Below are 25,400 nucleotides of genomic sequence, written 5' to 3'. Positions count from 1 at the left end.
TTAGGCCGGCGTGAAGACATGCTGCGGGCTCTTGATCGTCAGGACGGGGCAGGGGGCCTGCCGGACCACCTTCTCCGCCTGGCTTCCCATCATGACGTGCGAGAACCCGGTCCGTCCATGTGTCCCCATGATGATCAGATCGGTATTGTGCTTCCGCGCCACCTGAATGATTTCTACGAAGGGGACTCCGTCGGCCAACAGCGCGCTTGCCTCCAGCCCTTCCTTTGCGGCCTGCTCCACAAGATCATGGAGCATGGCGTTGCCGCGGTCTTTCATGAAGGCGTATCCCTCATCGGCCATCGGGGTCATCTCATCGGGATGATCAGGCCATTCGAGGGTGTGCATAAAAACCATCTTTGCGCCGATCCGTTTGGCCATCGAAAAGGCATAGTCGACCGCCTCGTTGGAGAGCTCTGAAAAATCGGTGGGGACGAGAATGGTATTGATCTTCATGGCGACCCTCCTTTCGTTATTGTCAGCTCATTGTGTGCTACAGGACGGATCGACGGCAATCCCACGAAAGGGGGGTTTTGACAGCTAAGCGGAGGGGGGAAGCGAGGCGATGACAATCCAGTACTCCTGAACCGCGTGGACCACCCGCATGAAGTTGTCGAATTCGACCGGTTTTTGGATGTAGGTGTTGACGCCGAGGTTATAGGTTCGGACCACATCCTCCTCTCGGGGGGAGGCAGTCAAAACGATCACCGGAATCGACTTCAGCGCCTCGTCTTTCTTGATCTGCTGGAGCACCTCCATCCCGCCGACCTTCGGCAGATTCAGGTCGAGCAGGATCATGCCGGGGCGGGGAGAGGAGGCGGGGTCCTTGTATTTGCCCTGGCGGTAGAGATAATCAAGCGCCTCTTGACCGTCCCTCACCACGATCAATTCGTTCTTCACCCTTCCTTTGGCGAAGGCGCGCCGGGCGATCTCGATATCCTGCAGATTGTCCTCCACCAGGAGGATCTTCACCGGTTGAAGAGGTTGACTCGACATGGCCTTCCAGCTCCTACTTAAAATGAATGTTTATCGTGAGTCCTTTTGGGGAAGGGTAAAGAAGAAGGTGCTTCCTTTCCCCAGCGCAGACTCGACCCAAATTTTCCCGCCGCAGTCCTCGATGATCTTCTTGCAGATGGCGAGCCCCGCGCCGGTCCCCTCGAACTCCTCCTGGGGATGGAGCCGCTCGAAGAGTCCAAAGATCTGAGCCTGATAGCGGGGATCGATCCCGATGCCGTTGTCCTTGACCGAAAAGAGATAAAACCCCTTCTCCTCTTTGAGGTCGATTTCTATTTCCGGAACGGACGACATATTGAATTTAACGGCATTGGAGAGAAGATTCTTGAAGAGCTCTCCCATCCGGGTCGGATCGCAAACGACCGTCGGGAGGGGATGTTTCCGGGAGATCCGGACCTTCTTCTGCTCAATTGTATAAGAGAGATCCTGCTCGACATTCCCGAGGATCCGGTTGAGATCGATCTTCTGCTGCGCGGGGGCTTTTCGGGAAATCGAGGCGAGCGTCAGCAGGTCGTGGATTAAATCTTTCATCCGAACGGCGGACGATTTGAGAAATTGAACATAGCGGCGTCCCTCGTCGTCTAATAGATGAGCGTAATCTTCGGCGAGGAATCCGGCGAACGCCTCGATTCCCCGCAGCGGCTCCTTTAGATCGTGCGAGACGACATGAACGAAGTCGTCCATCTCGCGGATTTTCTCGCGCAGCTTCTGTTCCACCCCCTTCTTGTCGGTGATGTCGCGGACGATGCTGATGACCCGGGCGCCCTCCTCTGTTTCAATCGGGCTGAGGCTGATCTCCACCGGGAACTCGCTCCCGTCTTTTCGGCGGCCCGCCAGGTCGAGGCCGGCCCCCATCGGCCGGGTGCGCGGCTGGGTGTGATAGTTTTCCCGGTGGCCGACATGCGCCCCCCGAAAGCGCTCCGGCACCAGGATCTCAATCGGCTGGCCGAGCAGCTCTTCCCGGAGATAGCCGAAGAGCTTTTCCGCCTGGGCGTTCACCAGCGTGATCAATCCGCCCCGATCGACGATGATGATTCCATCGGGAGCCACCTCCAAAAGGCGCTGAAACTTCAACCCCGCCTTAAGATGGGTGCTCTCGGTTTCCTCCGCCTGCGCCAGTCGGCGACGGAGGAGGTCGATCTCCGCGAGAAGTTGCTCTTTCGTCTTTTCTCTGTCGTTCATACGAATCCGGCTTAATTTTTGATGTTTGCCGCGCCGCTCGAATCGGCCCGGATGATAGCAGAGGGAAGGGGGGAAGGCAATGACCTTTTCCTCCCTCCCGCGTCGTTGACAGCGGCTTACAACGAGAATATAATCTCGAATGATCGTTCACCTCTCGATGGATTATATCCCATATGAGTACCGTCAACAAAGAGTCGATTCCGATCTTTCTGGTGGAGGACAGCCCTTCCGACATCGAAGTGATCCAACGCTCCCTCAAGAAGGGGGGCATCTCGAATCCGCTCCACATCGCGCGGGACGGTCAGGAGGCGGTCGATTTTCTCCACGAACGGTTTGCCCACCCGGGCGTTCTGATCCTCGATATCCATCTTCCAAAAATCAACGGCATCGATGTTTTGCACGAGGCCAAACAGATCGATCCCGAGATCATTGCGATCATGCTGACCAGCCACGCTTCCATGAAGACCGCCATCCAGTCTTTGAGGCGGGAAGGGGCTTTCGATTACCTTGAGAAGTCAAAGGACGATCTGCCGCAGCTGATCGAAGCGGTCCGTCTCGCAATCGAGAAGCGGGCCCTTCAGCTTCAGAGCCGCTGGGTGGTCCAGGCCGAGGGGAGCGAGCGGGTCATCGACATGAAGAAGGTTCAAGAGACGTTCGATCTCTCCAACCGGGAGGTGGACGTCGTCAAGTGCCTCTGCCGGGGGGACGCCAACAAGGAGATCGCCGACCGGCTCTTCATCAGCGAGCTGACCGTCAAAGGCCATCTCAAGAAGATCTATCAAAAGATGGACGTTCACAACCGGGCCACCCTCGTCTCCAAAATCTTGTCTGGACCGATGCTCGGCGTATAACCTGCCGGCCGATTAAGCAATCCCCAGCCCGTAGTGCCTCCCTCCTCGTGCCTCAGCGGAGCAGGGGACCGATCGATTCCGGATCACGACCGGATCGATCAGGTCGCCGCAACAGACGCACCGCGCCATGGCGATCCCCCCTTCTATTGTGAAAACCCGCTCTTCCACCATCATCCCCCGGCATCTCAAACATCTCATCGGATTCTCCTCTTTGGCGATGTTTCTCTGGTTGTCGGTTTTTTGCGCTTGTCTTAAATGGCTTGAAGCAGTTCAGCGTCTTTCACTTCTGTTGAACATGATGCCATTTTGCCGGATCATCGCGCGGGGCACAACGCCCCGAAAGGGGTGTTTTCGCCCGAAGGGGTGTTTTCGGTAGAAGAGAAGAGGGGGATCTATCGAATGAGATGATGCGGCGAAAGAGGAATGAAAGGGAATGAATTTGATGTTTCAGGAAGGGGAGAACGATTTATCGTCGGGGCGACCCCGATGGGTCGCCCTTTTCTAATGACGGATCAGGGCGAGGCGCCGCCTCGCCCCTACGGCAACCGATTCGAATCAGATCATTATTCCCCAGTTGTCCGAGGAACCGGCTGCCGCCATTTGTTCTTCGATCTTTTCTACTTGGGGAACTTTTTCCGCCTCTTTCTCTGTCCACGACCGGACGGTCAGAACCGGGATCGACGCGGTTCGGACGACCCGCTCGGCCACGCTTCCCATCATCAAATGGGCCATGCCGCTTCTCCCGTGGGTTCCCATCACGATGAGATCGCATTCCAGGCGCTTCGCCTTGTCGGCGATCTCCGTGGCCGGATCTCCCTTGAAGAGATGGGTCTCGATCTGGACCCCCTTCTGTTGCCAAGGGCGCGCGATCCGATCGAGCCCCTGGCTGGCTTTCACCCGATCGAATTCGGAGTATTCGATCAGCGCAAAATCGAGCGGGTAGTTGAGCGGGGTTAAAATATGGGTCAGAAGGAGCGTCGCGTTCAGCTGCTGCGCGAGAAAAACCGCATAAGCGATCGCCGCTTGTGAGCAGGACGAAAAATCGGTCGGCACGAAAATTTTATTCACCTTTTCCATGGCTGGTTCCTCCATTCGATTGCAGATGAGAGACGTTCCGCCGGGACGTCTCTCATCTCTTTCGCGATCCGCAATCTTCTAAAATACGGGGAGCGGTCCCAAGGCCGATTCGAGATAACCGGCCAGGAGATCCCGGCGGGTGACCATCCCGGTTAAACGGTTCTCCTTATCGACCACCGGGACACGGATGAGATGGCCTGATTGAAAGAGAACCATCATCTCCTCCGCCGCCATCTCCGCTGTGATGCAGATCGGCTCCGACATCACCTCTCCCGCCAAGGTTTCCCTTAAATCCAATCCGGCGAGCAGGGCGTTGAGGAGGTCGAATTCGGTGACGATCCCGATGAGCCGTCTCTCGGCGTCGACGATCGGAATCCCGCCGAAGCGTCCTTTGATCATCGCTTCCGCAAGGTCATGGCAGGAAGCGTCGGATGTGAAGGAGACGACTTCCCGTTCCATCATATGCGAGGCATCCATCTCCCAAAGTGTTTTGCCCCCAATCCAATAGTCTGTTCCACCCATGATCGTTCTCCTTATCAATCCCGAGTCTTTCGGGGAATCCTCCATCGCTCCATCTTACTGCCCCTCATTCGCTTCCTTGCTTTTTTATAGAGCAGGATTGATGCCGGACCGACGCGGCATCGACTTTTCTTTTTTGTAAGCAATTACGGGCGGTTTAAAAAGGGGGCTGTAAAGAGGCAAACGACAGGGATGTCCGGGTGTTCAAGGGGGTAGACAGAATGGACAATCGTTGAAGGAGAGGAGCGGATGACCACGTCATCACAGGAAGGATTATCCCAATTCCACCGACTCCAAATAGTCCGGGACGCGGCAGCGCCATCGAAGGCTCTCTTCGATTCGGTGTCTTAGCGCGTCGGCCGCTTCCGGCTCGCCGTGCGTGATGAAGGTTTCTTTCGGCGGGACCGCGAAGCGGCCGAGCCAGTCGAGAATGTCGTCGGCGTCGGCGTGGGCCGAGAATTGGTCGAGGACGATCACCTCCGCTCGAATCGGGATATATTCGCCGTGGATCTTGATCGTCTTCGCCCCCTCCGCCATCGCGGCGCCCCGGGTTCCCCCGGCCTGATATCCGGCGAAGACGATCGTATTTCGCTCGTTCGGGGCGAACGTCTTCAGGTGATGCAGCACACGGCCGCCGGTCGCCATTCCGCTCGCCGAGATCAAGATCATCGGCTCCCGGAGGGCGTTTACCCGTTTCGATTCCTCCACGCTGTGGACCAGGTGCGCGGTCCGGACCATCGCTCGGCATTGCGCCTCGTTCAGACGATGTTCGCCGAGGTGCTCGTAATAGAGGCCGGTCGCCTCGATCGCCATCGGGCTGTTGAGGAAGACAGGGAGGTCAGGGATCGCCTTCGCTTCTTTCAGAAGATGAATGGCATAGAGGAGGGTCTGGGCGCGGCCGACGGCGAAGGCGGGGATCACGACCACCCCGCCCCGCGCGGCGGTCCGGTTGATGATCTCGGCGAGGATCTTTTTCGGATCGGCCGGATCGTGACTGCGGTCTCCATAGGTCGATTCGATCACGAGATAGTCGGTTTTTCGAATGACCGACGGCGGCGCCATCAGCAGATCGTTCGGACGTCCCAGGTCTCCGGAGAAGAGAAGCGAGGTTCCGTTGAACTGAAGGGAGGTGAGCGCGGCGCCCAAGAGGTGTCCGGCCGGAAGGAATTGGAACGTCAATCCTTCTCCCAGATCGAACGCCTTTCCGAATTCGACGGTCCGAAACGAATGAAGCGAGCGCTCCGCGTCTTCCCGAGTATAAAGCGGGAGGGCCGGGGCATGCTTGGAAAAGTGATGGCGGTTGGCGTACGCCGCATCCTCTTCTTGAAGGTAACCGCTGTCGGGGAGGAGAATCCGGCAGAGGTCCCGCGTCGCCGGGGTGGAATAGACCTTCCCGGCGAAACCGTCCCGGACCAGAAGGGGGAGGTAGCCGCTGTGATCGAGATGGGCATGGGTGAGGATCACCGCATCGATCTCTCTCGGCGCGACCGGCAGCGCTTCCCAATTTCTGAGACGGAGTTGTTTAAATCCCTGAAAGAGCCCGCAGTCGATGAGGATCTTCTTTGAGCCGATGGAGAGGAGTTGTTTCGACCCGGTGACGGTTCCGGTCGCCCCCAAAAAGGCGAGCGCCGGGGCCGCTTCTTTGTCGGGCGAAACGGAATCAGGCTCGCGATCCAATCGTTTGTATCGTTTCACATTCCTCCAGTCGGGAAGAAGAAAAACTTCACCGTCAGGCGGCCTCTTCCCGTTCGGTTTCCAGAATCATCAGGGTCGTTTTCATCACCGCATCGGGATTCAGCGAAATAGTGTCGATCCCTTCCTCGACCAGAAACCGGGCGAACTCCGGATAGTCGCTGGGGGCTTGGCCGCAGATGCCGATCTTCCGGTCTTTGGCTTTCGCCGCGCGGATAACCGTGGCGATCATTTTTTTGACCGCCGGATTGCGTTCGTCGAAGATCGACGCCACGATCGCCGAATCGCGATCGACCCCCAAGACCAACTGCGTCAGGTCGTTTGAGCCGATCGAGAAACCGTCGAAGAGCTCGGCGAACTGCTCGGCGAGGAGAACATTGCTCGGGATCTCGCACATGACGTAGATTTCCAGCCCGTCCTTGCCTTGCTGGAGGCCGTGTTTGCGCATCTCGGCGAGGACCTTCTTTCCCTCCTCCACCGTTCGGCAGAAGGGGACCATCAGCTTCACATTCTTCAGCCCCATCTCATCGCGGACCTTTTTCATCGCCCGGCACTCGAGCGCAAAGCCCTCCCGGTATTTCGGGTGATAATAACGCGAGGCGCCGCGGAAGCCGAGCATCGGGTTTTCCTCGGCCGGCTCGTATTTTTTGCCGCCGAGCAGGTTGGCATATTCGTTTGTCTTAAAATCGCTCAGCCGCACGATGACGTCGTTCGGGTAGAAGGCCGCCCCGATCATCGCCACCCCCTGCGCGAGCTTGTCGACGAAGAACTGCGGCTTATCGGCATACCCCGCGGTCAATCGATCGATTTCGGTTTTGACCGAGGCCTCTTCCAGTTTGTTGTAGTCGATCAGCGCCATCGGGTGGATTTGGATATAGTTGCTGATGATGAACTCTTCCCGCGCCAGCCCGACGCCGTCGTTCGGGATAAAGGAGAGGCCGAACGCCTCCTGCGGATTGGCGACATTCATCATGACCTTCGTTCTCGGCCGGCCGATTCCTTTGAGATCGATTCGGTCGATGTCGAAGGGGAGTTTCCCCTCATAGACAAACCCGGTCTCCCCCTCGGCGCAGGAGAGGGTGATTTCTTGGCCGTCTTTTAGGACTTCGGTTGCCCGCTCCGCACCGACGATGGCGGGGAGCCCCAATTCCCGGCTGACGATCGCGGCGTGCGCCGTCCGTCCTCCCCGGTTGGTGATGATTGCCGCCGCCCTCTTCATGATCGGCTCCCAATCGGGATCGGTCTTATCGGTCACCAGAATCTCGCCAGCGTTGAATTGATGCAGCTGCTGCACGTTCTTGATGACGTGCGCTTTGCCGGTCGCGATCTTCTCCCCCACGCTCCGGCCGGTGACGAGGACCTGTCCCCGTTTCTTGAGCCGGTAGATCTCCATGACATTCCGGTCCCGCTGCGACTGGACCGTCTCCGGACGGGCCTGGACGATGAAGAGCTCGCCGGTCAAACCGTCTTTCGCCCACTCCATGTCCATCGGGGTTTCGCGTCCGGCTTTGGCGCTGTAATGGTCTTCGATCACGCAGGCCCAGCGGGCGAGGGTGAGGATCTCGTCGTCGGTCAGAGCGAAGCGAATCCGGTCGTCCGCCGGGACCGGGATATTCTTCGTCATCTTTCCCCCCCCGATGTCGTAAACCAATTTGAATTCCTTATTTCCGGCGATTTTCTGAAGAATGGGTCGGAAACCGTGAAGCAGGGTCGGCTTGAAGACGGTGTATTCATCGGGATTGACCGAGCCCTGGACGACATTTTCCCCGAGCCCGTAGGCGGCGTTGATTAAGACGGCGTTCTTGAAGCCGGTCTCGGTGTCGATCGAGAACATCACGCCGGAGGCGGCGAGGTCGGAGCGGACCATGCGCTGGACGCCGATGGAAAGGGCGATCTTCAGCGAATCAAAACCTTTGTCGGCCCGGTAGGAGATGGCGCGGTCGGTAAAAAGGGAAGCGAAGCAGCGTTTGCAGCTGTCGAGGAGCGCCGCGTGCCCCTGCACATTCAGATAGGTCTCCTGCTGGCCGGCGAAGCTGGCGTCGGGGAGGTCCTCGGCGGTCGCGCTGCTTCGGACGGCGACGTCGAGCGGGTGGGGAGCCCCCTCGCTGAGGTCGTCATACGCCGCGATGATTTCTTCTTCGAGATCCGCGGGGAGGGCCGCCGAGAGGATCGCCTGGCGGATCTGAAGACCCCGCCGGCGAAGATCGCCGATGTTGTGCGTGTCGAGGCCGCGGAGGGTCTCCGCGATCTTTTGATCGAGCTTCGCCTCCAGCAAGAAATAACGGTAGGCTTCGGCGGTGACGGCGAATCCGTTCGGGACTTTCACCCCCTGGGCCGACAGCTCCCGAACCATCTCTCCGAGCGAAGCGTTTTTCCCGCCGACGAGGGGGACATCGCTGATCCCGATCTCATTAAACCATCGGATGTAACCTGTTTTGTTCAATTTAACCTCCTTATCGAGTTCGCTTCAATCACCCTGCCGATCCGGTCAACCTTCCTGAAGCAGAACTTCGATCTGCGGCGGATGGGTCAGCGAGTTGTGAATGGTGCACCCCTCCACGACCTTCTGAAGCCGGTCTTTCATCGCCGCGGGAAACCCCTTCGGCAGATTGACCCGCGTGCTGATCGCCCCGATCCGGTGCGGCTGCTCGGCGTAATCCCACGACACCGCCACCGCGAGCCCCTCCGTCGGGAGGTTGTGGCGCTGGCAGAAGCGGACGGCGAAGTAGCCGATGCAGGCGCCGAGCGAGGTGATGAACATTTCAACCGGCGTGATTCCCTGATCGTCGCCCCCGTCCTCCTTCGGCTGATCGATGATCAGCCGGTGGCCGCGGACCGCTCCGGCGAGTTGGACGCCGGAACGCCAATCGATCGTTATCGATTCTTTTTGCAGCTCTTTCATGTTATTTCCTTTCTCGAAGGTTCAACGATTCTAATGCTCGTAATGATCGATCATCGATTCACCTGTTGCCATTTTGACCCAGGCGGCGGCAAGGGGACAACCCCCCGAAAGTGGTATTTCATTGCAAATAACGGAAGGGGTGTCTTCATCGCAATACCCCATATGGGGGGTTGCCCTTTTTCAGGGAGGTGCGAGAAAATATTGAATATGAGTACTGGATCAGCGTAAAAAAATAGGATCGTGCATCATGAAGAAACATTCAAAAAGAGAACGACTTCTCAAGGAGGTTGATTTCATCGAGGAATCTTCTGTTCAGGCTGAGCAAAAGGGGATCGAACCGATATGGCGAGATGAAAATGAGGGAAAGATTCTCTCGAGCGTCGTGGAGCAGACCGCCGATTCGGTTGTCATCACCGACCCTGCGGGCCGGATCGAATATGTCAACCCGGCCTTCGAAAAGCAGACCGGCTTCAGCAAACAGGAAGCGGTCGGAAAAACGCCGCGACTGGTCAAATCGGGAAAGCAGGACGCGGCGTTCTACAAGCAGCTCTGGGATACGATTCGAGCGGGGCGCGTGTTTCGAGGGGTGCTGATTAACCGGAGAAAAGACGGCTCGATTTATTACGAAGAGAAAACGATCACGCCGCTTATAAACGCGGAGGGGACCATTGTCCACTATGTTTCCACGGGAAAAGATATCACCCCGCGAATGCGCTTAGAGGAGGAGCGGATGCGGTTGGTCGCAACGCTGGAGGAGACCACCGATTTGGTCGCGATTACCAATGCGGATGGCGAGATCGTTTATCTAAACAAAACCGGTCGAACGCTGCTTGGGCTTCCGTCTGACGGACCCCTCCCCGTTATTAAATTGTCTGATGTCGTCCCGGAATGGACCCGAACGCTTCTTATCGGGGAAGCGATTCCCTCGGCCATTCGTCATGGATCGTGGAGCGGGGAGACGGCATTGATCGATCCCTCGGGGCGGGAGGTGCCTGTATCGCAAGTGATCCTCGCCCACCGAACGTCGGGGGGAGAGGTCGAGTTTCTCTCGACCATCGCCCGGGATATCAGCGATCGCAAAATGCAAACGGCCAATCTGGAATACCTTGCCACGCACGATCCGTTGACGAATCTTCCGAATCGGACCCTGTTCCTCGATCGGCTCAACCATACTCTCCTCGCCGCGCAAAGAGAAAAGGGATCCTTCGGCCTTTTGATCATCGATCTCGATCGATTCAAAGAGATCAATGATTCATTGGGCCATCCGGTCGGAGACGCCGTCCTGCAAGAGGTCGGAGTGCGCCTGAAGCGGGCGCTCCGAGACTCGGATACCGTCGCGCGGATTGGGGGAGATGAGTTTGCCGTGATATTGCCGAATGTAAACCGTGAAGGGGGACGCGCCGCGATCCGAAAAATTCTGACGGCACTTGAAGAGCCCTTTGTCCTGGATGAAGGTTCTCTTTTCGTTTATGCCAGTGTCGGGATGGTTCTCTTTCCCGAGCATGGCAAAGAGGCCCTGATCCTCATCCGCCGTGCAGACGAAGCGATGTATCGGGCGAAACAGTCCGGAAGCGGCTATGAAATCGATTCTTCCCTCCAAAAAAAGTGAGGCCTGCCTATTTTACAAAATGTGATTTCCCCCCCTGCCGACGGCGCATGCCCTCCCCTTCACCACGTTCCCGAGAGAGAGCCCCCTCTGGATTCAACCCGATTGATCGGCCTTCTCCGGCAATGCAGATCCGAGCGGGCCGTATTTCAAGACACATAAAGAAGAAACATTAAACCTGGTCCATAAGGATGAATGACTACATCATCTTGATCATGGGTGTCGTGTGTGCCGGATTCGGGGGGGATCTCTTCGTAAGAGGTTCTGTCGGCCTTGCTCGCTGGATGCGGGTTTCTCCGGGGATTGTAGGTGCAACCGTTGCGGCATTCGCGACATCCAGTCCGGAGCTGTCTGTTTCCATCAATGCCGCGCTGGCTGGAACGCCGCAAATCGCCCTCGGAGATGCGCTGGGCAGTAATGTTGTAAACATTGCGCTCATCCTCGGTCTGGCCTTAATGTATGCGGGAATCCAAGGATCTCGTGACAGTCTAAAACGTGATTTTCCGGTGGCGCTGTCGGTTCCAGTGATTACGGGTACCCTGCTTCTCGATGGTACTCTGTCCCGGACGGAGGGTGTGCTATTGTTGAGTATCTTTCTTGCCTGGCTGACGGCTGCCGCCATTGAGGCTCGTAAACAGCGAAATGCGGCTGCGGCCATTCTCGGAGAGCGTCAGGGGTGGTTGGCCGCACTCTCATGCACGGCGGGTCTTGGTTTTCTGATTGCCGCAGGAAGTCTCATTGTCGCGGGGGCGAAAGGCATCGCCTACTCTTTTGGGATCGATGAATTTATTATCGGTGCAACGGTTGTTGCCGTCGGGACGTCCGTGCCGGAGCTTGCAACTACCATCGTTGCGAAGATTCGAGGTCACGATGAGGTGAGTCTGGGGACGGTTCTTGGCAGCAATATCTTTAATGGTCTTTTCATTATTGCCGTGGCAGCCGTCATCCATCCTATCACTGTCAAGGTGATCGAGGTGGCAGTCGCGTTGCTGTTTGGACTTGCGGCCGTTTTGCTCATCTTTCCTACGCGGAGCGGTTTTATCGAACAAAGACGGGGGCTATTGCTTTTGACTCTTTACATTGTCTATCTCATCACTCTTTTTCAACTATATGTTCGTTAAAGCATATGGTCGAGAACGAAGGGGATATGACGATTGGGAGCTCCACCATCGAGCGCATAACTTGGGTTTAAAGGTAGTGGCGGAGGGGGGTCGAAAATCAGGAGATCCTGGCGCGCTTGACGGAGATGGGATGTGATGCCGCACAGGGTTACTTCATCAGCCAAAAGAATCAATGCCGTCGCCGTAATTGCAGATGAGAGTTCCTTTTAAGGTCAAACGTGTTGACTGATGTGTATGTTCTTCTGTTATGAAACCCCTTCGAATTTCGTTGCCTTCACTATTTGGTTGTGTTCCGGGATCCGTTAATAACGGAGGAGGATGGGGCCCCATCCTCCTCGGCGTTGGCCGATAGGCCGAGTTGCCTTACATTTCCTTCATTCACGATGAATTGCCGTCAGCGATTCGATGGAGCCGTCTGCTTCTTCATCTGTGGAACTCGAAGAGTGGCATTGAGAACAGGTACTCCCTGCTCCCGTGTGTAAACCTCTGGAATGATCCGTTCCGGATTGCCGTCAGTCCCGATGGTGCCGGGTGGAGGGGTATGGGCCGAGAGCAGAGCCCAAGCGAGGTTGACGTAGAAAAACGCGAACAACACAATTGCCCCAAAACTAAAATAGAGATCGAACATTGGATTCTCCTTCTTTTCAGAATACAGTTTTTAATTTGGTGATTGGATTCGGTTGAATTACGATTTCTCCAATCACGCTGCTGTATAGAGCAAACCGGATGCCAAAATGGGAAAAAATCAAGATCAATCGTTGATCCGATTGAAATCTCTAAGAAAAGGACTATACCACTCGTGAGTGTGTCGGAGAGTTCTTCGGGAGCATTGGGTGATATCGCCGCGAAACGGGGGGATTGCCCCATTCACAGGAATGTTGTGTGCGTCGATACTGCCTAAAATCCATCCGTCGACGAGGAATTTTAGGCGGCTGAGCCATTTCATTGATGCAAGGGGTGCGGGCAGGTGGACGGGTAAATCTTTCAGCGAAAGAATCAAGGCGGTTCGTGCCGGTTCCGCTCAGATCTGGACCGGAGTTCTATTAAGAAGAAGAGGGCTCGAGTTTATACTTATCCATCCGGTATCGGAGCGTATCGCGGGTCAGTCCCAGGAGCTTCGCTGCCTGTGTGACATTCCAGGAGGTCTGCTCAAGAGCCTGAAGGACAAAGTCGCGCTCCACCTTTTCCAACGAAATGCCCTGGAGAGGAAGGGAGAAACGGTCCATATTCTCCTTTTGCCGGTCGACCTGATTCATTTTGATAAAACCGGTAAGGAGCGAGAGCTGCTCCGGTGCGATCACGCTGTCACGGGAGAGGAGGACAGTCTGTTCAATCATGTTCCGAAGTTCTCTGACGTTGCCGGGCCAGGAATAATTGAGAAGCACTTTTTCCGCTTCGGAGCTAAAGCGCATTCCTTGTTTCCCATAGCGCCGCGATTGAATCTTTAAAAAATGATCCGCAAGAAGCAGGATGTCATTTCCGCGGCTGCGGAGGGGAGGAAGCTCCAGGTTGATAATCCGAAGGCGAAAAAAAAGGTCGGAGCGGAATCGTCCTTGGCGGACGGCTTCTTCCAGTGATTGATTTGTCGCGGTGACGATGCGGACGTCGACCTTCTGTTCTCGAATATTCCCGATGCGGCGGATCACTTTGTCTTCAAGCGCTTTGAGCAATTTGGCTTGAAGGGAAATTTCAATTTCCCCGATCTCATCTAAAAAGAGGGTTCCTCCTTCCGCCGCCTGGAAAAGGCCGATCTTCTTCTCTTTCGCGTCGGTGAAGGCGCCTCGCTCATAACCGAAGAGCTCGGCCTCCAGAAGCTGAGTCGGGATCGAGGCGCAATTAATTTCGATGAAAGGGCCGTTTTTTCGCGGACCGTTATAATGAAGCGCCCGGGCCGCCAGCTCTTTTCCCGTGCCGGTCTCACCGGTGATCAGAACCGCCGGCGGATCTCCTTCCGTCAGCTTCCGCTCCGAATCGATGATTTGCTCGATCTGATGTTTCAAGGAGCGCATGGGGGGCGACTCTCCAATCAGGGCGGAAAGGGCGCTTTCACCCGCTTCTTTTTCTCTGTAATAAGAGAGGGTCCCTTCCAGCTTGGACTGGCCGACCGCTTTGTCGAGGAGGACCTTCAGTTTTGCGAGGACCAGCGGTTTATTCATAAAGTCATAAGCGCCGGCCTTCATCGCGTCGACTGCCGTTTCAATGTTCCCATGTGCAGTGATGATGACGATCTTCACCTGCGCGTCACGCTCCTTTATCCGAGCGAGGGCGTCAAGGCCGCTCATTCCCGGCAGCTGTAGATCGAGTAAGATGACGTCCGGCTTAAACGAATCGAGCTGCTGGAATCCTTCCTCGGCGCTCTGGGCGATTCGGACCTCGTATCCATAGCGTTCCAGATACGTCTTCATGTTTTTTGCCAGCGTCGTTTCATCTTCAATGATGAGCGTAGCGTACGACATCGATCTACCCCGCTAATGGAATGTGCATAAAAACCGTGGTTCCAACCGCCGCTTCGCTTTCCAGCCGCAGGGTTCCGCCGTGCCGCTCGATGATCCGTTTGGCCAGTGAGAGTCCAACCCCCATCCCCTTTGATTTCGTCGTATAAAAGGGCTTAAAAATCTTGCCCATCTGCTCGATCGGGATGCCGCACCCGGTATCTTTAATCACGACCTCCACCCGGCCGTCACTTTTCTCGATTCGGCTCGACACGGTCAGCTCCCCCCCGTCCGGCATAGCATCGAGTGAATTGGCGATCAGGCTGATGATGACGTGGCGCATCAATCCCTCATCCGCATGGACGAGGTGAGAAGACGGATCCAGCTTTTGCGTCAGCTTCACGTTCCTTTTTTTTATCTCCCGATCAAGGGAGTCGAGCGTCGATTGGATCAGGCCGTTGATTTGAATGGAGGCGGGATTTCCGCTCGGCGGCTTGGAATAGACGAGCAGTTCTCGGATCCAATCCTCAATGCGGTCTGTCTCATGAATGATCTCCTCGGCGGTGGCGCGAAAGGGGGGGCTCTCTTCCAGCGCCACCTCCGCGGAGGAGCGGATGGAGGCGAGCGGATTCCGGATGCCGTGGGCCACGGCCGAAGCCATCTCTCCGATGGCGGCCATCGTTTCGGATTCGACGAGCTGCTCCTGCTGACGCCGAATGACTTGCGCCGCGCGGCGGACGATCCAAAAAAGAGAGGCATAGAGAAAGAGGCCTCCTAAACCGGCGCTCAACCAGACCAGCCGGTTTCCCTGTTTGATGGCATGAAAGAGGGTGAGCGGAACTTTGTAAACTTCTACCACGCCGACGACTTTGTTCTCCCTGATGTTCCAAATAGGGATATAAATCTCGGCGAAAAAGGGAACCTCCTGATCGAAAACGTGCTCCGGTTTTGATGATTTCCCGGAAGTCCCGCTCGTGACGGCCAGTTTTCCCGAAAGCGCCGTCTCCAATTGGGGGTTGGGGCTGAAACGATGGCCGATGAAGCGATCGTCATCCGACCAGAGAATCGATCCGTTGCTGTTGTAAACATTCGCTCGGACCACCTCCGGCATGGTCGCAATCTGCTTGAAGAAGGCCTCGAAAACGGTTTTCGTTTTTCCGGGATCATCCGTCTCGAAATAGCTCCGTGTGTTCTCCGCTTGCGCGATGGTCTGGACAAACTCCATCGTTACGACGGCGTCGCGCTGGAGCATGTTGTGCGTAAGAAAGTTCGAGAGGAGAAAAGAAGAGACGGCTGTGATCAGTCCGATGGAGAGGAAACTCAGAAGCGCGAACCGGCGGAGCAGATTAAATGAACGTTTTTTTTTAATCGCCATTAGACTTAAATCGCTGGTAGAAGAAATAGATTCGAGTTACTTCAAAATCTTCGATTAATCTAGCCCATTGCCGGCAATGAGTCAATGCGCTTAAGAACGTCAGAATAGCAATTTATGTTCCAAACACGATCGACTTTTCCCGCGGTCATCGATTCATCGCAATTATGGTAGTTCGCATTCAACCTGAAGGTAACACCCGGATTTGTTGTTGATCGACCATTGGGACATTTCCCCCAAGTCGTGGGGCAAATCCCCCATCGTGGGTGAATTGACCCGGAACAATTCTGACGACTAAAAGTAAACGATTATTTTTCTGCGTGTTTACGAGTGAATACATCAATATTCCTCGTCCGGCGCTTCGGCATTATATTTGCCCTTCGCTGTAGCGCTGAAAGGGCATTGAATCTCGGGATAGTGAGGGAGAGAAACATCATCTTGAAAAATAAAATCTTAATTGTCGAGGATGAACCGGTTCTGCAGAAAAACATCGCAATCAGCCTTCGCCGCGAAGGGTATGAAGTGATGGAAGCGAGTAGTGGAGCGGACGCCTGGCGAATATTAGATGTTTCTTCAATCGACTTTCTTATTTTGGATGTAGGCTTACCCGATTACAACGGCCTTGAGCTATTGAAAGAGATACGAGAAATCCACCCGCGACTTTCAGCAATTGTGATGACGGCGCGGGACGCTCCGGAGATACAAGACAGGGCAATCAAATGGGGCGCAGCGGCATTTCTAGCAAAGCCGATTGCGCTTCACGTATTAAAAGCCAAGATCCGGAGCATCGAAGAAAAAAAACATCCCCAACAACCGGAAAGCAAACAATGACAAACACTTTTATTGCGGGCCGAAGATGCCGGAGCTTTCCCGAATTGTTCAGATGAAGCGGCCGATTTTCCGCAGCCGGCTCTTTTTTAAGTTCATCATCCCTTATATTTTTTTAATCGTGCTCGTTTTCTCCCTCAGCGGATGGCTTTTCTTCTCCTCTGCAAGCGAGGCACTCGACGCGGAATTGTCCCGACGCTTGATCGGGGTGGCTGATTTGACTTCGAGAACGGTGAATCCCGCTTTCATTTTGAGAATTCAGCCCGGGGATGAAGACACCTCTCTTTATCGGCTGATCCTGGGGGAACTGGAAAAGATTCGAGAGGCCGCTCAGGTGAAAGACATCCATCTTTTTAATCGTCAAAACAGGGTCATCGTCGATTTAGATGGAACGCAAGCGATCGGAGAAGAGGATCTGCTCCTCCAGATCGACGCCTATGAGCTTGGTCAGGTATGGCGCGGACAGGCGGTCTCGTCCATTCTCTACCGGGGACGAGACGGGCGGTTTTATAAAGCCGGTTATGCCCCCTTCAAGGATGAACAGGGAGCGATCATTGCGGGAGTCGGGGTCGAAGTGGGGGTCGATTTCATGCAGATCATGGATCGGGTCCGCCGCCAGTTCATCGGAATCACCCTTGCCAGCGGAGGTTTGATCCTCCTGATCAGTTTTCTGATCTCCCAATCGATCATCCGTCCGATACAGACGCTGACTTCCGCGACCGAGGAGCTTGGAAATGAGGAGGGCTACCCGAGGGTCGATTTAAATCGAAACGACGAGCTGGGCGACCTCGGAAAACATTTTAACCGGATGATTGATCAGATCCGGACAAAAGACGCATTGCTCCGTCGAATGTACGACGAAGAACGGACCCGCGCGGAGGTCCTTGAAGGATACAGCCAAACACTCCTGAAAAGCATCCCGAGCGGGGTCTTGGGGGTGAACCTGAAAGGAGAGATCACTTCGTGTAATCCGGCCGCCGAGAAGATACTCGGCCTCTCCTCATCGAGCCTGCTTGATCGGCCGGTTCAGGAGGCCCTCGGCGTCTGCGCTCCTTTGGAGAAAATCATCATGACCGCGGTGACCACCGGAAGGGAGGCGGCCTGGGAAGAATCCCCGGTCGAAGATCCATCCGGGGGGAAACGTTGGATCGGTGCGATGGCTTCGCCGATTAAAAATGGGGGAGGAAGAGAAATCGGCGCCACCGCGGTTTTTGCCGATCTCACGGAGGTGAAAAACCTGCAAGAGGAGATCGCGTTAAAGCGGCAGATGGCGATTCTCGGCGAGCTCTCGGCGGGGATGGCGCATGAGATCCGAAACCCGCTCGCCGCGATTCAGGCGCTCGGCGAGCTGCTCAGCCGAAAGGTGAAGGGGATGGCGGGTCGCGATGAGCAAGACCATGTTCCGTCCGGTGAGGGAGACCTTGAGGAATTGAGCCGGGATCTGGTCGCCGAGATCAGGCATCTGAACCGCTTCGTCACCGAATTTCTGATTTATGCGCGAATGCCGCTGCTTCGTATTGAAAAGAGCGATCTTCGGGAGATTGTCGATGCGGCCCTCTCGCTGGCCGCGCCGTCCGGAAGGCCGGAGCGGGTCGCCGTCCGGAATAACATTCCCCCTTCCTTCCCCGAAGTGCCGGTCGATCCGATTGAGTTCCGGCGGGTCCTCCTTAATTTAATCCAGAACGCATTCCAGGCGATGGGGGAAGAGGGGGAGCTCGGCATTGATGCCGAAATTGTACATCGGCATCTCGTGCTGCGCGTCTCGGATACCGGCCCCGGGATTTCATCGGCGCACCGGGATAAAGTCTTTCGTCCTTTTTTTACGACAAAGCAGGGGGGAACGGGGCTGGGCCTCGCGATTTCAGAGCGGATCATCCGCGGGCACGGCGGAAGCCTGAGCTTTGAAACCGGCGAAGGGAAGGGGACGACCTTCATCGTTCAAATCCCTCTGCAGGAACCGATAGAAACACCCACCCTGATTTCATAGCGGAGTGAACGATGATTCGGATGTTGATTGCGGAAGACAAAGAGGCGATGCGGCGGTCGTTGGTCCGTCTTTTCTCTGAAAAAGGACATGAAGTCATCGAAGCGGGGAGCGGCGCGGAGGCGCTGGAGCGCTTCAACGAGACGGAGGTTGATCTGGTGATTACCGATCTTCAGATGGGGGAGGTCGGCGGACTCCAGGTCCTGTGCGAGGTCAAAAAACGGTCGCCCCAGACCCCGGTGTTGCTGGTCACGGCGTTCGGAACGGTGGAGACCGCGGTGGAAGCGATGCGCCAAGGGGCGTTCGACTACATCCTCAAGCCATTTTCACTGACGGAAATCGAAGCACGGGTGGAGAAGGCGCTGGAACAACGAAGACTGCTGACGGAGAACCGGTACCTGAAAGAAATACTCAATCACACCGTCGGACGGATGGTCGGCCGCTCGGAGCGGATGCAGCAAGTCTATCGGCTCATTGAAAAGGTCGCTCCCTACCCCTCCCCTGTGTTGGTCCTCGGAGAGACCGGAACAGGAAAAGAGCTGGTCGCCAGAGAGACGCACCGGATGAGCGCACATCATGCCGGCCCGTTCATCGCGGTTAATTGCGGGGCGATCCCCGAGAATCTCCTGGAAAGCGAGCTCTTCGGATATGAGAAGGGGGCGTTTACGGGAGCCACGGCCCAGAAGAAAGGGTGGCTGGAGTTGGCCGAGGGGGGGACCTTATTTCTCGACGAGATCGGCGAGCTTCCCCTCTCCCTTCAGGTCAAGCTCCTGCGGTTTTTACAGGAGCGGGAAATTCAGCGGGTGGGGGGAACAAAAACCATCCGGGTCGATGTGCGTTTGATCGCCGCGACGAACCGCGATTTAAAAGATGAAATTCAAGCGCACCGCTTCCGGGAAGACCTTTATTATCGAATCAGGGTGATTGAAATCCATCTCCCCCCGTTGAAAGAACGGCACGGAGATATACCGGAACTGACGGCTTACTTCTTGCAAAAGTTTAGTCGTGAGCTTCATAAGAAGCTCGAAATCGCCCCGGAAGCCCTCGATCTGCTGTCCCTCTATCCATGGCCCGGGAACGTGCGGGAGCTGGAGAACGTCATCGAACGGGCCGCCGTTCTTTCGGAGGGGGAGGTCATTCGAGCAGGCGATCTTCCCCCGGAACTCCAGCTGGTTTCAACGCCGACGGAATCGAACGGGGAGGGGGCCGAATTGGGCCTGACCGAGCGCTTGGAGATGCTAGAGCGTGACATCATCAAGAAGACACTGGAGGAGACGGCGGGAAATCAGACACAGGCGGCCAGGATGCTCCGCCTGCACCGCAGCTCGCTCCAGTACAAGATGCGCAAGTATGGGCTGTTGGATTAGCGGAGCCATTCATGGACTTCTGCGGTGCGGCGTTCTTTTTGGTCTTATATGGGCGAGCATGACGATCTCCGTCGGAGATTCCGCCGCGGCGGAGCGATCCGACGCGCTCATCTCGGAGATCCGCGCCCTCGATACGACGTTCCAGCAGGTGTTGAATCATCTCGATCGATCGGCGCGGCAATCGGAGGAGATCTCTCGTGAAGTGCGGGCGCTCAAGTCGCAAAGGAGAGCCGGCGTTCTCGATCAGATCCGGCTCGAAGCGCTTCTCTCCCGCTTGAGGGAAATGCTCCTCGACCGGCGAGAGTTAAAGAAATTGGAGCAGACGCTCCAATCCGAGCGGGAGAAAAAGGCCCAGCTTCTCTACGATCTGATCGGAGAGGAGATCGCGTCGCTTCTTCGCGAGGCGGAAGCATCCGTGCGACGGGGGGAGGAGGAGCGGGCCGACGAAATTCATCGCTCGATGCTGGCTAAAATGCAAATGAGAGAGAATCTGCGGCGGCCCCGATCGCTTCATCTCACCGCGCTTCCGAAAATTGAGCTGCCCGACATGGAGGAAGCCTCCCTGATCGAGATGAGGGAGATGGCGGTTTTACTTCGAAATGATGCAGAAACACTCGATAAAAAAAGAAAAGAAATAGAAGAAGAGAGACGGGTTCTTTGGGAGGAGCTCAAGATCAAACAGACCCTGGCGCGGGTGCAGGGATTCCCCAGAGGAATTGAAAAAGAGCCGATCGATCACCAGATTCGAGCTCTGGAAGAGGGCCTGGCGGTCCTCGATGAGGCGGTGGAGCGTTATAAGGAGCGGGTGGGGGCTTTATTCACGCTATCGGACGAGATGTTAGAGAAATCGAAACGGGAAGAAGATCGTCTAAAGTAAAGGCGAAGAAGATGTTTCAGCGCGTGCTTCGAACAATATTACGATTCGGACTCTTTTCCGGGAGATGCAAAGCCGCCGCTTTGTTTTGCTCATGTATGGTTCTCGCCTCGTGCGCTTCCAGTCTACATACGCGGGGACTGGAGGCGACCGTATGGGAAGATCATGCCGAGGCGGCTCGCTTTTACCTGGAACATTTGAAAGACCACCCGGACGATCTCCGCGCCAGAAACGATCTCGGGGTCTCCTATCTTCGGAGCGCGCAGTATGATCTCGCCTTTCTGGAATTTCAGAAGGTTCTCGCCGCCGATCCCCGGTATGTCCGGGCTTATTACAACATTGCATTAGTCTATAATTTCAAAGGTCTCCTCGACGAGGAGTTCAATGCCTATCAGAAGGCCTTGGAAATCGACCCAGGTCACCTTCCCACCCGATTAAACCTTGCCCATCTGTATATCGAACGGGGAGAGACCACAAAGGCAAAAGAGATTTATGAAGCAGTCCTCCACGCACATCCGAATCAGCCGCGTGCCCTCTACAACCTCGCCTTGCTCTATGATCAGGAAGGAAAGGGAAAGGAAGCCGTGGCGTTGCTTGAGCGATTTCTAGGCCAGCAGCGGGATCCTCAATGGAGAGAAGAGGCCGAGGAACATCTTACACGGTTAAAGCAGTTCTCCTCCGCCCCATAGGGGCTGAATCCAGTCTTTTAAATCTTGCCTTTCCAGCTCCAGAAACTTCACTGCCGATCGAATATGTTCATTCGATCTGGTTGAGATGCGCCTTATTCCATCGTGGTGAGGAAGACCGCTTCTTCGAACGGCATCGGATTGATCCGGAACAATCTCTCCTCAGAGAAAGGTCGACCGAATGTGAAGTGGTAATGATGTTCACACGCTCGGCGTTCAGGCCCCATTGTGGGTGGATAAGCGACACCATCCAGTGCCGGTGCTGAGTACGAGCGCTCCCGCCGCGGCGATGAAAATCGCGGTTTTGTTTGCATTCTGATCGGCCGCATAGAGAATCGTCGCGAGTTGTGTCTTATTCTCTAATTCGGCCAGAAAGACCGTCACGAAAATCATGATCAGTGTCTGCATTCTCAACCCCTCCTAAGTTCAATCGGACCTTCGACGACGGCGATTCGATGCCGCGATCCGATCAGCGATGATCTTCTCGACCGCGATCATCATCGCGAGGATCATTATCTCGGGTCAAGATTCCCCGATCGTCGCGCCCTCTGTTTCGACGGGACCGCCTCCGATCCTCTTCAAGGTCCCGGTCGTCCGATCTGTCGCCGCTCGAATGATCACCCCGCCGTTTCATCTCTGATGAAAATCGACCCGGCTGACGGTCGACAACCGAGCCGTCGCCTCGGAACTTTAACTCGAACAAGGGATCGTCTAAACCGGCCGAATAAGAAAAAGCCGTCCTGAATAATACGATCGCGAGTCCTACGGCAAAGGTGGCTGTATGAATGATTCGGATCATCTTTTTCTCCTAAAAGTCGAATAAATAGAAACGGTGCAACCGGGATGCCGCCATTTAGTTTGCAGGAACGATGATGACGAGATCCCCCGGCGGTGATGATCCATCGTTTAAGATCAGGGGTCCGGTGGGAGTTTTCACCCAGTGCTGGGGCAAATACCCCAGCAGAATACCGGTCTTTTAAGCTTCTAAAGAGGATGGATCTGTTCCTTCACGATTTCGAAGAAGTGACATCCTGCAAACACTGCTGGATTCCCGGCACCCTCCGCCGGTAATCCGTTTATTCGGGGACGAAGACCGGGCCAAAGGAGGTGCGGCGTTTGAAGCGGATCACACGATCAGCGTTTTCTTTCTTTTACTAAGATGTCGCGCGGTCTTTTTGAGCGAGGTAATCGATCCCTAGGATGATATTTTATCCCGCTTAGGAGACCGGCATGCTGTTTGCTTTACGGCCCCGTATGCGGGACGGCGGTCCGAATGAGAGAGCATCGATGAACGGCATAACAGGATTTCAGATCATGGCGGAGAATAGAACTTCACTTTTACCTAAGAGAAGGAGTCATAAAATGAAAAACATTTTGAGAGCTTGGCTATTGATCACGATCGGGCTGACGTTCGCCGCTTGCGGCGGGGGCGGCGAGGGGGGATCGGACGGCAGTGGAGGCGGCGCCGGGAACCCGACGTTGGGAATCTTATCGATTCAAAAATTGGGGGCGACGGCGATCCCCAATGAGAATGCGTCTTCAAAACCGGTTTTTGCGTCGAATCTTTTTGGAAAGGGATGGCGCTTGGGTCCGCGCCAGGCCTTCGCGCAGGCGGCGCCCTGCGTCTCCGATGCGCCGACCTCTTTTGCGGTTTCCGGCGGCAAGGTGTGGATCAACCAGGCCTATGCCATTGTCGATGAAGTCGAGTTCAACCGGGAACCGTCGAGCGCGACGAGCCCCGAGTTTGGCCCCTTCGCGCTCGACCTGACCAACACCGACGCCAACGTCGGAGAGGCGATCACGGTCGATGTGCCGGAGGGGAATTACAGCAGCGTGAAGTATCGGATCAAACGGATCGAAGATGACCTGAACCAGCCGATTAAAAACGTCGCCGATGTCGGCGTGTTTAGAGGCAAATTGGTCGGCGAGCCGAAGCGCCGGCCGAGTATCTGGATCGAGGGGGTGATCGGCGTCGGATCGGACGCCCAAGGTTTCTCCTCTTGCAGAGAATTTATCTTTGTCGCCGATCATCGTTGGGAGGTCCGGGTTCCATTCCAAAGTGTCTCCGCAGGATCGACGGCGTCCAATGCGGTTCTCCTCTTTGATCTTGAAGCGGCCTTCACGGCGGGGATGGCGGCTTCGGGCGCCACCGCGCAGAGTCTTGTCGGAGAGGTCGGCGGGAGGAACGAAGACAACATGGGGACGCAATACCTCGACGGCCGGACAAAAGACGAGGACCACGGGACCTCGATCGCCAAAGCGATCACGGCGGCGCTTCCGGGGAACGTGAAAATCTTCTCGCAGTCTGCGACTGCTCCAAGGGGATTCGACGATAACCCGTCCGTTTCCGATCTGGTGAACAGCACCGCCCCGGCGGGAACGACCGTCATCGACGACAGCGCCAACCGGGTGAGCGGCGACGACAATCCTTCGGTTTCGGATCTGGCCGAAACCGCCGGGTAGTCCACCCTGCTGAAGCCGGCGGCGGGAGAAATTTTCCCGCCGCCGGTACGCAAGCGATCCCAATTCATGTTACTGCACAAACTTCGAAGAGTAAGGCCTGGTGAGGAGAGTGATGATCGGATTAAAAAGTTCCGCCCCGGAGCGACTTAACCATCTCTTTTGGGATCTTGGCATGATTCCATCCGCATCATTCAACAGATTCAAAGAGTCAACGAACTCGGATCATGAAGATTCCTGCATCGGAGCAGAGGTGAAGAGGAAGAGATTTAAGCGGACTACCGATAGAGATAAAGTAGTGGCTGGCCTTCGTGGATAATCTTAGAGCTTTTTGTTTCGAGGTTCAGTGACATAGGGTTATTAGAAGTTCCCTCCACTGATTAAATCGGGTGTCCGCATTTGATGATGTTAAACCCGTATCAGATTATTCAGCGATTCGGTGTAAGCATTTGTTGCCGGTTCGCAATATTAATTCAGCCTTCAGCCTTTTTTCCGTTTGTCGATGAATCGGTACGTTGCTCCGCGCAAGCGTCCCGAACGCACCCGCGCAGCCAGCGATGCGCAGGATCGGCATCCAGCCGTGGGTGCCAGAGCAATGAAACCGTGATCTCCGGCGTGGAGACCGGAAGGGGAAAACGATGCATTCCGGCGTGCAGGTTTCCGGTGTGTCGTTCGGGAACAGTGGCGATCAGATCGGAGGCCCGAGCAATCGCCAGCGCGGTCGAAAAACCACCCACGATCGTGACGATCTCCCGTTGCAGCCCGAACGGTTTCAAGGCGTCATCAATCGGTCCCCGGTCGAGCCCCCGCCGCGAGACGCAGATGTGCCTGCCGGTCACATAACGGGAGAGAGTGATCTCGCCCCGGCTCAGCGGGTGCCCCTTTCGCACGACGCCAATGAAACGGTCTCGGAACAATGCCTGCGCACGCACCTCCGGACCGGTCGTCTCCCCGACAACGCCTGTTTCCAGATCGACGGTCCCGTCGCGAAGTGACGCGCTCTCTTTGTCCGGCTTCTGCACGAAGCAGAGCCGCACGCCGGGCGCTTCCTCGCCGACGCGAGCAATGAGGCCCGCTCCGAAGTTTTCCACAAAGCCTTCGCTGGTCCGCAGCGTGAACGTTCGGACGAGCTGATTGAGGTTTAGCTTCTCGGCAGGGCGTAAAACCGAATTTGCGTCCTGCACGAGTCGACCGACCCGCTCGCGAAGTTCGAGTGCTCGGGGTGTGGGAACGAGACCGCGTCCTGCCCTGACCAACAGCGGATCGCCCGTCGTCTCACGCAATCGCGCCAGCGCCCGGCTCATCGCCGACGGGCTCAGGCGCAATCGTCGGGCCGCGCGCGCAACGCTGCCTTCGGCGAGCAGCACATCCAGGGTGATCAGCAAGTTGAGATCGGGTCTCGACATGGGTCGAATATAGCACAGTTTGATTGTGAT

General features: G+C 55.9%; 24 protein-coding genes and 1 pseudogene. 10 read left to right on the top strand and 15 right to left on the bottom strand.

Going from position 1 to position 25,400, the window contains the following annotated elements; all coding sequences use genetic code 11:
* The 3 genes from MCM46_04400 to MCM46_04390 all read right to left on the bottom strand — a co-directional run bounded on the left by MCM46_04400 (position 1) and on the right by MCM46_04390 (position 2,193).
* Positions 1-453 (bottom strand): universal stress protein, encoded by a 453-nt coding sequence (locus MCM46_04400; GenBank protein ID MCG3111046.1) that lies wholly within the window; start codon positions 451-453, stop codon positions 1-3.
* A gap of 84 nt (positions 454-537) precedes the next feature.
* A complete protein-coding gene (locus tag MCM46_04395) occupies positions 538-993 on the bottom strand; it encodes a response regulator (GenBank protein ID MCG3111045.1) in 456 nt (151 codons plus the stop codon).
* A gap of 30 nt (positions 994-1,023) precedes the next feature.
* Positions 1,024-2,193 carry a PAS domain S-box protein gene (locus tag MCM46_04390; GenBank protein MCG3111044.1) on the bottom strand — a complete coding sequence of 390 codons (1,170 nt, stop codon included), beginning with the start codon at positions 2,191-2,193 and terminating at the stop codon, positions 1,024-1,026.
* Between the two features lie 173 nt (positions 2,194-2,366).
* Here MCM46_04390 and MCM46_04385 point away from each other — a divergent pair, with 173 nt between their 5' ends.
* Positions 2,367-3,044, top strand: a complete 678-nt coding sequence (locus MCM46_04385; GenBank protein MCG3111043.1) for a response regulator transcription factor — start codon at positions 2,367-2,369, stop codon at positions 3,042-3,044.
* A 12-nt stretch (positions 3,045-3,056) separates the two neighbouring features.
* Here the strand turns inward: MCM46_04385 and MCM46_04380 are convergent, their stop codons facing one another.
* The 6 genes from MCM46_04380 to MCM46_04355 form a co-directional block, all read right to left on the bottom strand.
* Positions 3,057-3,242: a hypothetical protein gene (locus MCM46_04380; protein MCG3111042.1), complete on the bottom strand. Its 186-nt coding sequence runs from the start codon at positions 3,240-3,242 to the stop codon at positions 3,057-3,059.
* Positions 3,243-3,599: 357 nt separating this feature from the next.
* Positions 3,600-4,121, bottom strand: coding sequence for a universal stress protein (locus MCM46_04375; GenBank protein ID MCG3111041.1), 522 nt, complete (start codon positions 4,119-4,121; stop codon positions 3,600-3,602).
* A gap of 78 nt (positions 4,122-4,199) precedes the next feature.
* Positions 4,200-4,643, bottom strand: coding sequence for a CBS domain-containing protein (locus tag MCM46_04370; GenBank protein ID MCG3111040.1), 444 nt, complete (start codon positions 4,641-4,643; stop codon positions 4,200-4,202).
* Positions 4,644-4,913: 270 nt separating this feature from the next.
* Positions 4,914-6,335 (bottom strand): MBL fold metallo-hydrolase, encoded by a 1,422-nt coding sequence (locus MCM46_04365; protein MCG3111039.1) that lies wholly within the window; start codon positions 6,333-6,335, stop codon positions 4,914-4,916.
* 34 nt (positions 6,336-6,369) lie between these two features.
* A complete protein-coding gene (ppsA, locus tag MCM46_04360) occupies positions 6,370-8,775 on the bottom strand; it encodes a phosphoenolpyruvate synthase (GenBank protein ID MCG3111038.1) in 2,406 nt (801 codons plus the stop codon).
* A 45-nt stretch (positions 8,776-8,820) separates the two neighbouring features.
* Positions 8,821-9,234 (bottom strand): OsmC family protein, encoded by a 414-nt coding sequence (locus MCM46_04355; GenBank protein MCG3111037.1) that lies wholly within the window; start codon positions 9,232-9,234, stop codon positions 8,821-8,823.
* A 247-nt stretch (positions 9,235-9,481) separates the two neighbouring features.
* On the opposite strand from MCM46_04355, the gene MCM46_04350 reads away from it, so the two are divergent.
* Positions 9,482-10,843 carry a diguanylate cyclase gene (locus MCM46_04350; protein MCG3111036.1) on the top strand — a complete coding sequence of 454 codons (1,362 nt, stop codon included), beginning with the start codon at positions 9,482-9,484 and terminating at the stop codon, positions 10,841-10,843.
* 188 nt (positions 10,844-11,031) lie between these two features.
* Positions 11,032-11,961 carry a calcium/sodium antiporter gene (locus MCM46_04345; protein ID MCG3111035.1) on the top strand — a complete coding sequence of 310 codons (930 nt, stop codon included), beginning with the start codon at positions 11,032-11,034 and terminating at the stop codon, positions 11,959-11,961.
* 394 nt (positions 11,962-12,355) lie between these two features.
* Here the strand turns inward: MCM46_04345 and MCM46_04340 are convergent, their stop codons facing one another.
* The 3 genes from MCM46_04340 to MCM46_04330 form a co-directional block, all read right to left on the bottom strand.
* On the bottom strand, positions 12,356-12,589 hold the full coding sequence (locus MCM46_04340) for a hypothetical protein (GenBank protein ID MCG3111034.1): 234 nt from the start codon (positions 12,587-12,589) through the stop codon (positions 12,356-12,358).
* A gap of 415 nt (positions 12,590-13,004) precedes the next feature.
* Positions 13,005-14,417 carry a sigma-54 dependent transcriptional regulator gene (locus MCM46_04335; protein MCG3111033.1) on the bottom strand — a complete coding sequence of 471 codons (1,413 nt, stop codon included), beginning with the start codon at positions 14,415-14,417 and terminating at the stop codon, positions 13,005-13,007.
* A 4-nt stretch (positions 14,418-14,421) separates the two neighbouring features.
* Positions 14,422-15,768: an ATP-binding protein gene (locus tag MCM46_04330; GenBank protein ID MCG3111032.1), complete on the bottom strand. Its 1,347-nt coding sequence runs from the start codon at positions 15,766-15,768 to the stop codon at positions 14,422-14,424.
* A 435-nt stretch (positions 15,769-16,203) separates the two neighbouring features.
* On the opposite strand from MCM46_04330, the gene MCM46_04325 reads away from it, so the two are divergent.
* From MCM46_04325 to MCM46_04305, 5 genes are read left to right on the top strand one after another with little or no spacing between them, the layout of a single operon-like run.
* The gene (locus MCM46_04325) at positions 16,204-16,596 is read left to right on the top strand and encodes a response regulator (protein ID MCG3111031.1); all 393 of its coding nucleotides are present in this window, start codon (positions 16,204-16,206) and stop codon (positions 16,594-16,596) included.
* 52 nt (positions 16,597-16,648) lie between these two features.
* Complete coding sequence (locus MCM46_04320) at positions 16,649-18,580, top strand: ATP-binding protein (protein ID MCG3111030.1); 1,932 nt, start codon at positions 16,649-16,651, stop codon at positions 18,578-18,580.
* Between the two features lie 11 nt (positions 18,581-18,591).
* Positions 18,592-19,944, top strand: a complete 1,353-nt coding sequence (locus MCM46_04315; protein ID MCG3111029.1) for a sigma-54 dependent transcriptional regulator — start codon at positions 18,592-18,594, stop codon at positions 19,942-19,944.
* 58 nt (positions 19,945-20,002) lie between these two features.
* The gene (locus MCM46_04310; protein MCG3111028.1) at positions 20,003-20,821 is read left to right on the top strand and encodes a hypothetical protein; all 819 of its coding nucleotides are present in this window, start codon (positions 20,003-20,005) and stop codon (positions 20,819-20,821) included.
* An 11-nt stretch (positions 20,822-20,832) separates the two neighbouring features.
* Positions 20,833-21,507 carry a tetratricopeptide repeat protein gene (locus tag MCM46_04305; GenBank protein ID MCG3111027.1) on the top strand — a complete coding sequence of 225 codons (675 nt, stop codon included), beginning with the start codon at positions 20,833-20,835 and terminating at the stop codon, positions 21,505-21,507.
* A gap of 213 nt (positions 21,508-21,720) precedes the next feature.
* On the opposite strand, the gene MCM46_04300 is transcribed toward MCM46_04305, so the two are convergent.
* Positions 21,721-21,912, bottom strand: coding sequence for a TMEM165/GDT1 family protein (locus tag MCM46_04300; protein ID MCG3111026.1), 192 nt, complete (start codon positions 21,910-21,912; stop codon positions 21,721-21,723).
* Positions 21,913-21,979: 67 nt separating this feature from the next.
* Between MCM46_04300 and MCM46_04295 the strand changes: the two genes are divergently transcribed.
* Together MCM46_04295 and MCM46_04290 are read left to right on the top strand one after the other, a co-directional pair.
* The gene (locus MCM46_04295; protein MCG3111025.1) at positions 21,980-22,144 is read left to right on the top strand and encodes a hypothetical protein; all 165 of its coding nucleotides are present in this window, start codon (positions 21,980-21,982) and stop codon (positions 22,142-22,144) included.
* A gap of 722 nt (positions 22,145-22,866) precedes the next feature.
* On the top strand, positions 22,867-23,967 hold the full coding sequence (locus tag MCM46_04290) for a hypothetical protein (GenBank protein MCG3111024.1): 1,101 nt from the start codon (positions 22,867-22,869) through the stop codon (positions 23,965-23,967).
* 470 nt (positions 23,968-24,437) lie between these two features.
* On the opposite strand, the gene MCM46_04285 is transcribed toward MCM46_04290, so the two are convergent.
* Both MCM46_04285 and MCM46_04280 read right to left on the bottom strand, forming a co-directional pair.
* A complete protein-coding gene (locus tag MCM46_04285; GenBank protein MCG3111023.1) occupies positions 24,438-25,055 on the bottom strand; it encodes a LysR substrate-binding domain-containing protein in 618 nt (205 codons plus the stop codon).
* Between the two features lie 183 nt (positions 25,056-25,238).
* A pseudogene (locus MCM46_04280) lies at positions 25,239-25,370 on the bottom strand (LysR family transcriptional regulator).
* Positions 25,371-25,400: the final 30 nt, after the last annotated feature.

This window comes from Candidatus Manganitrophus morganii, from assembly GCA_021651055.1.
GTDB classification, from domain to species: domain Bacteria; phylum Nitrospirota; class Nitrospiria; order SBBL01; family Manganitrophaceae; genus Manganitrophus; species Manganitrophus morganii.
This window is presented reverse-complemented; position numbering and strand designations above follow the sequence as displayed.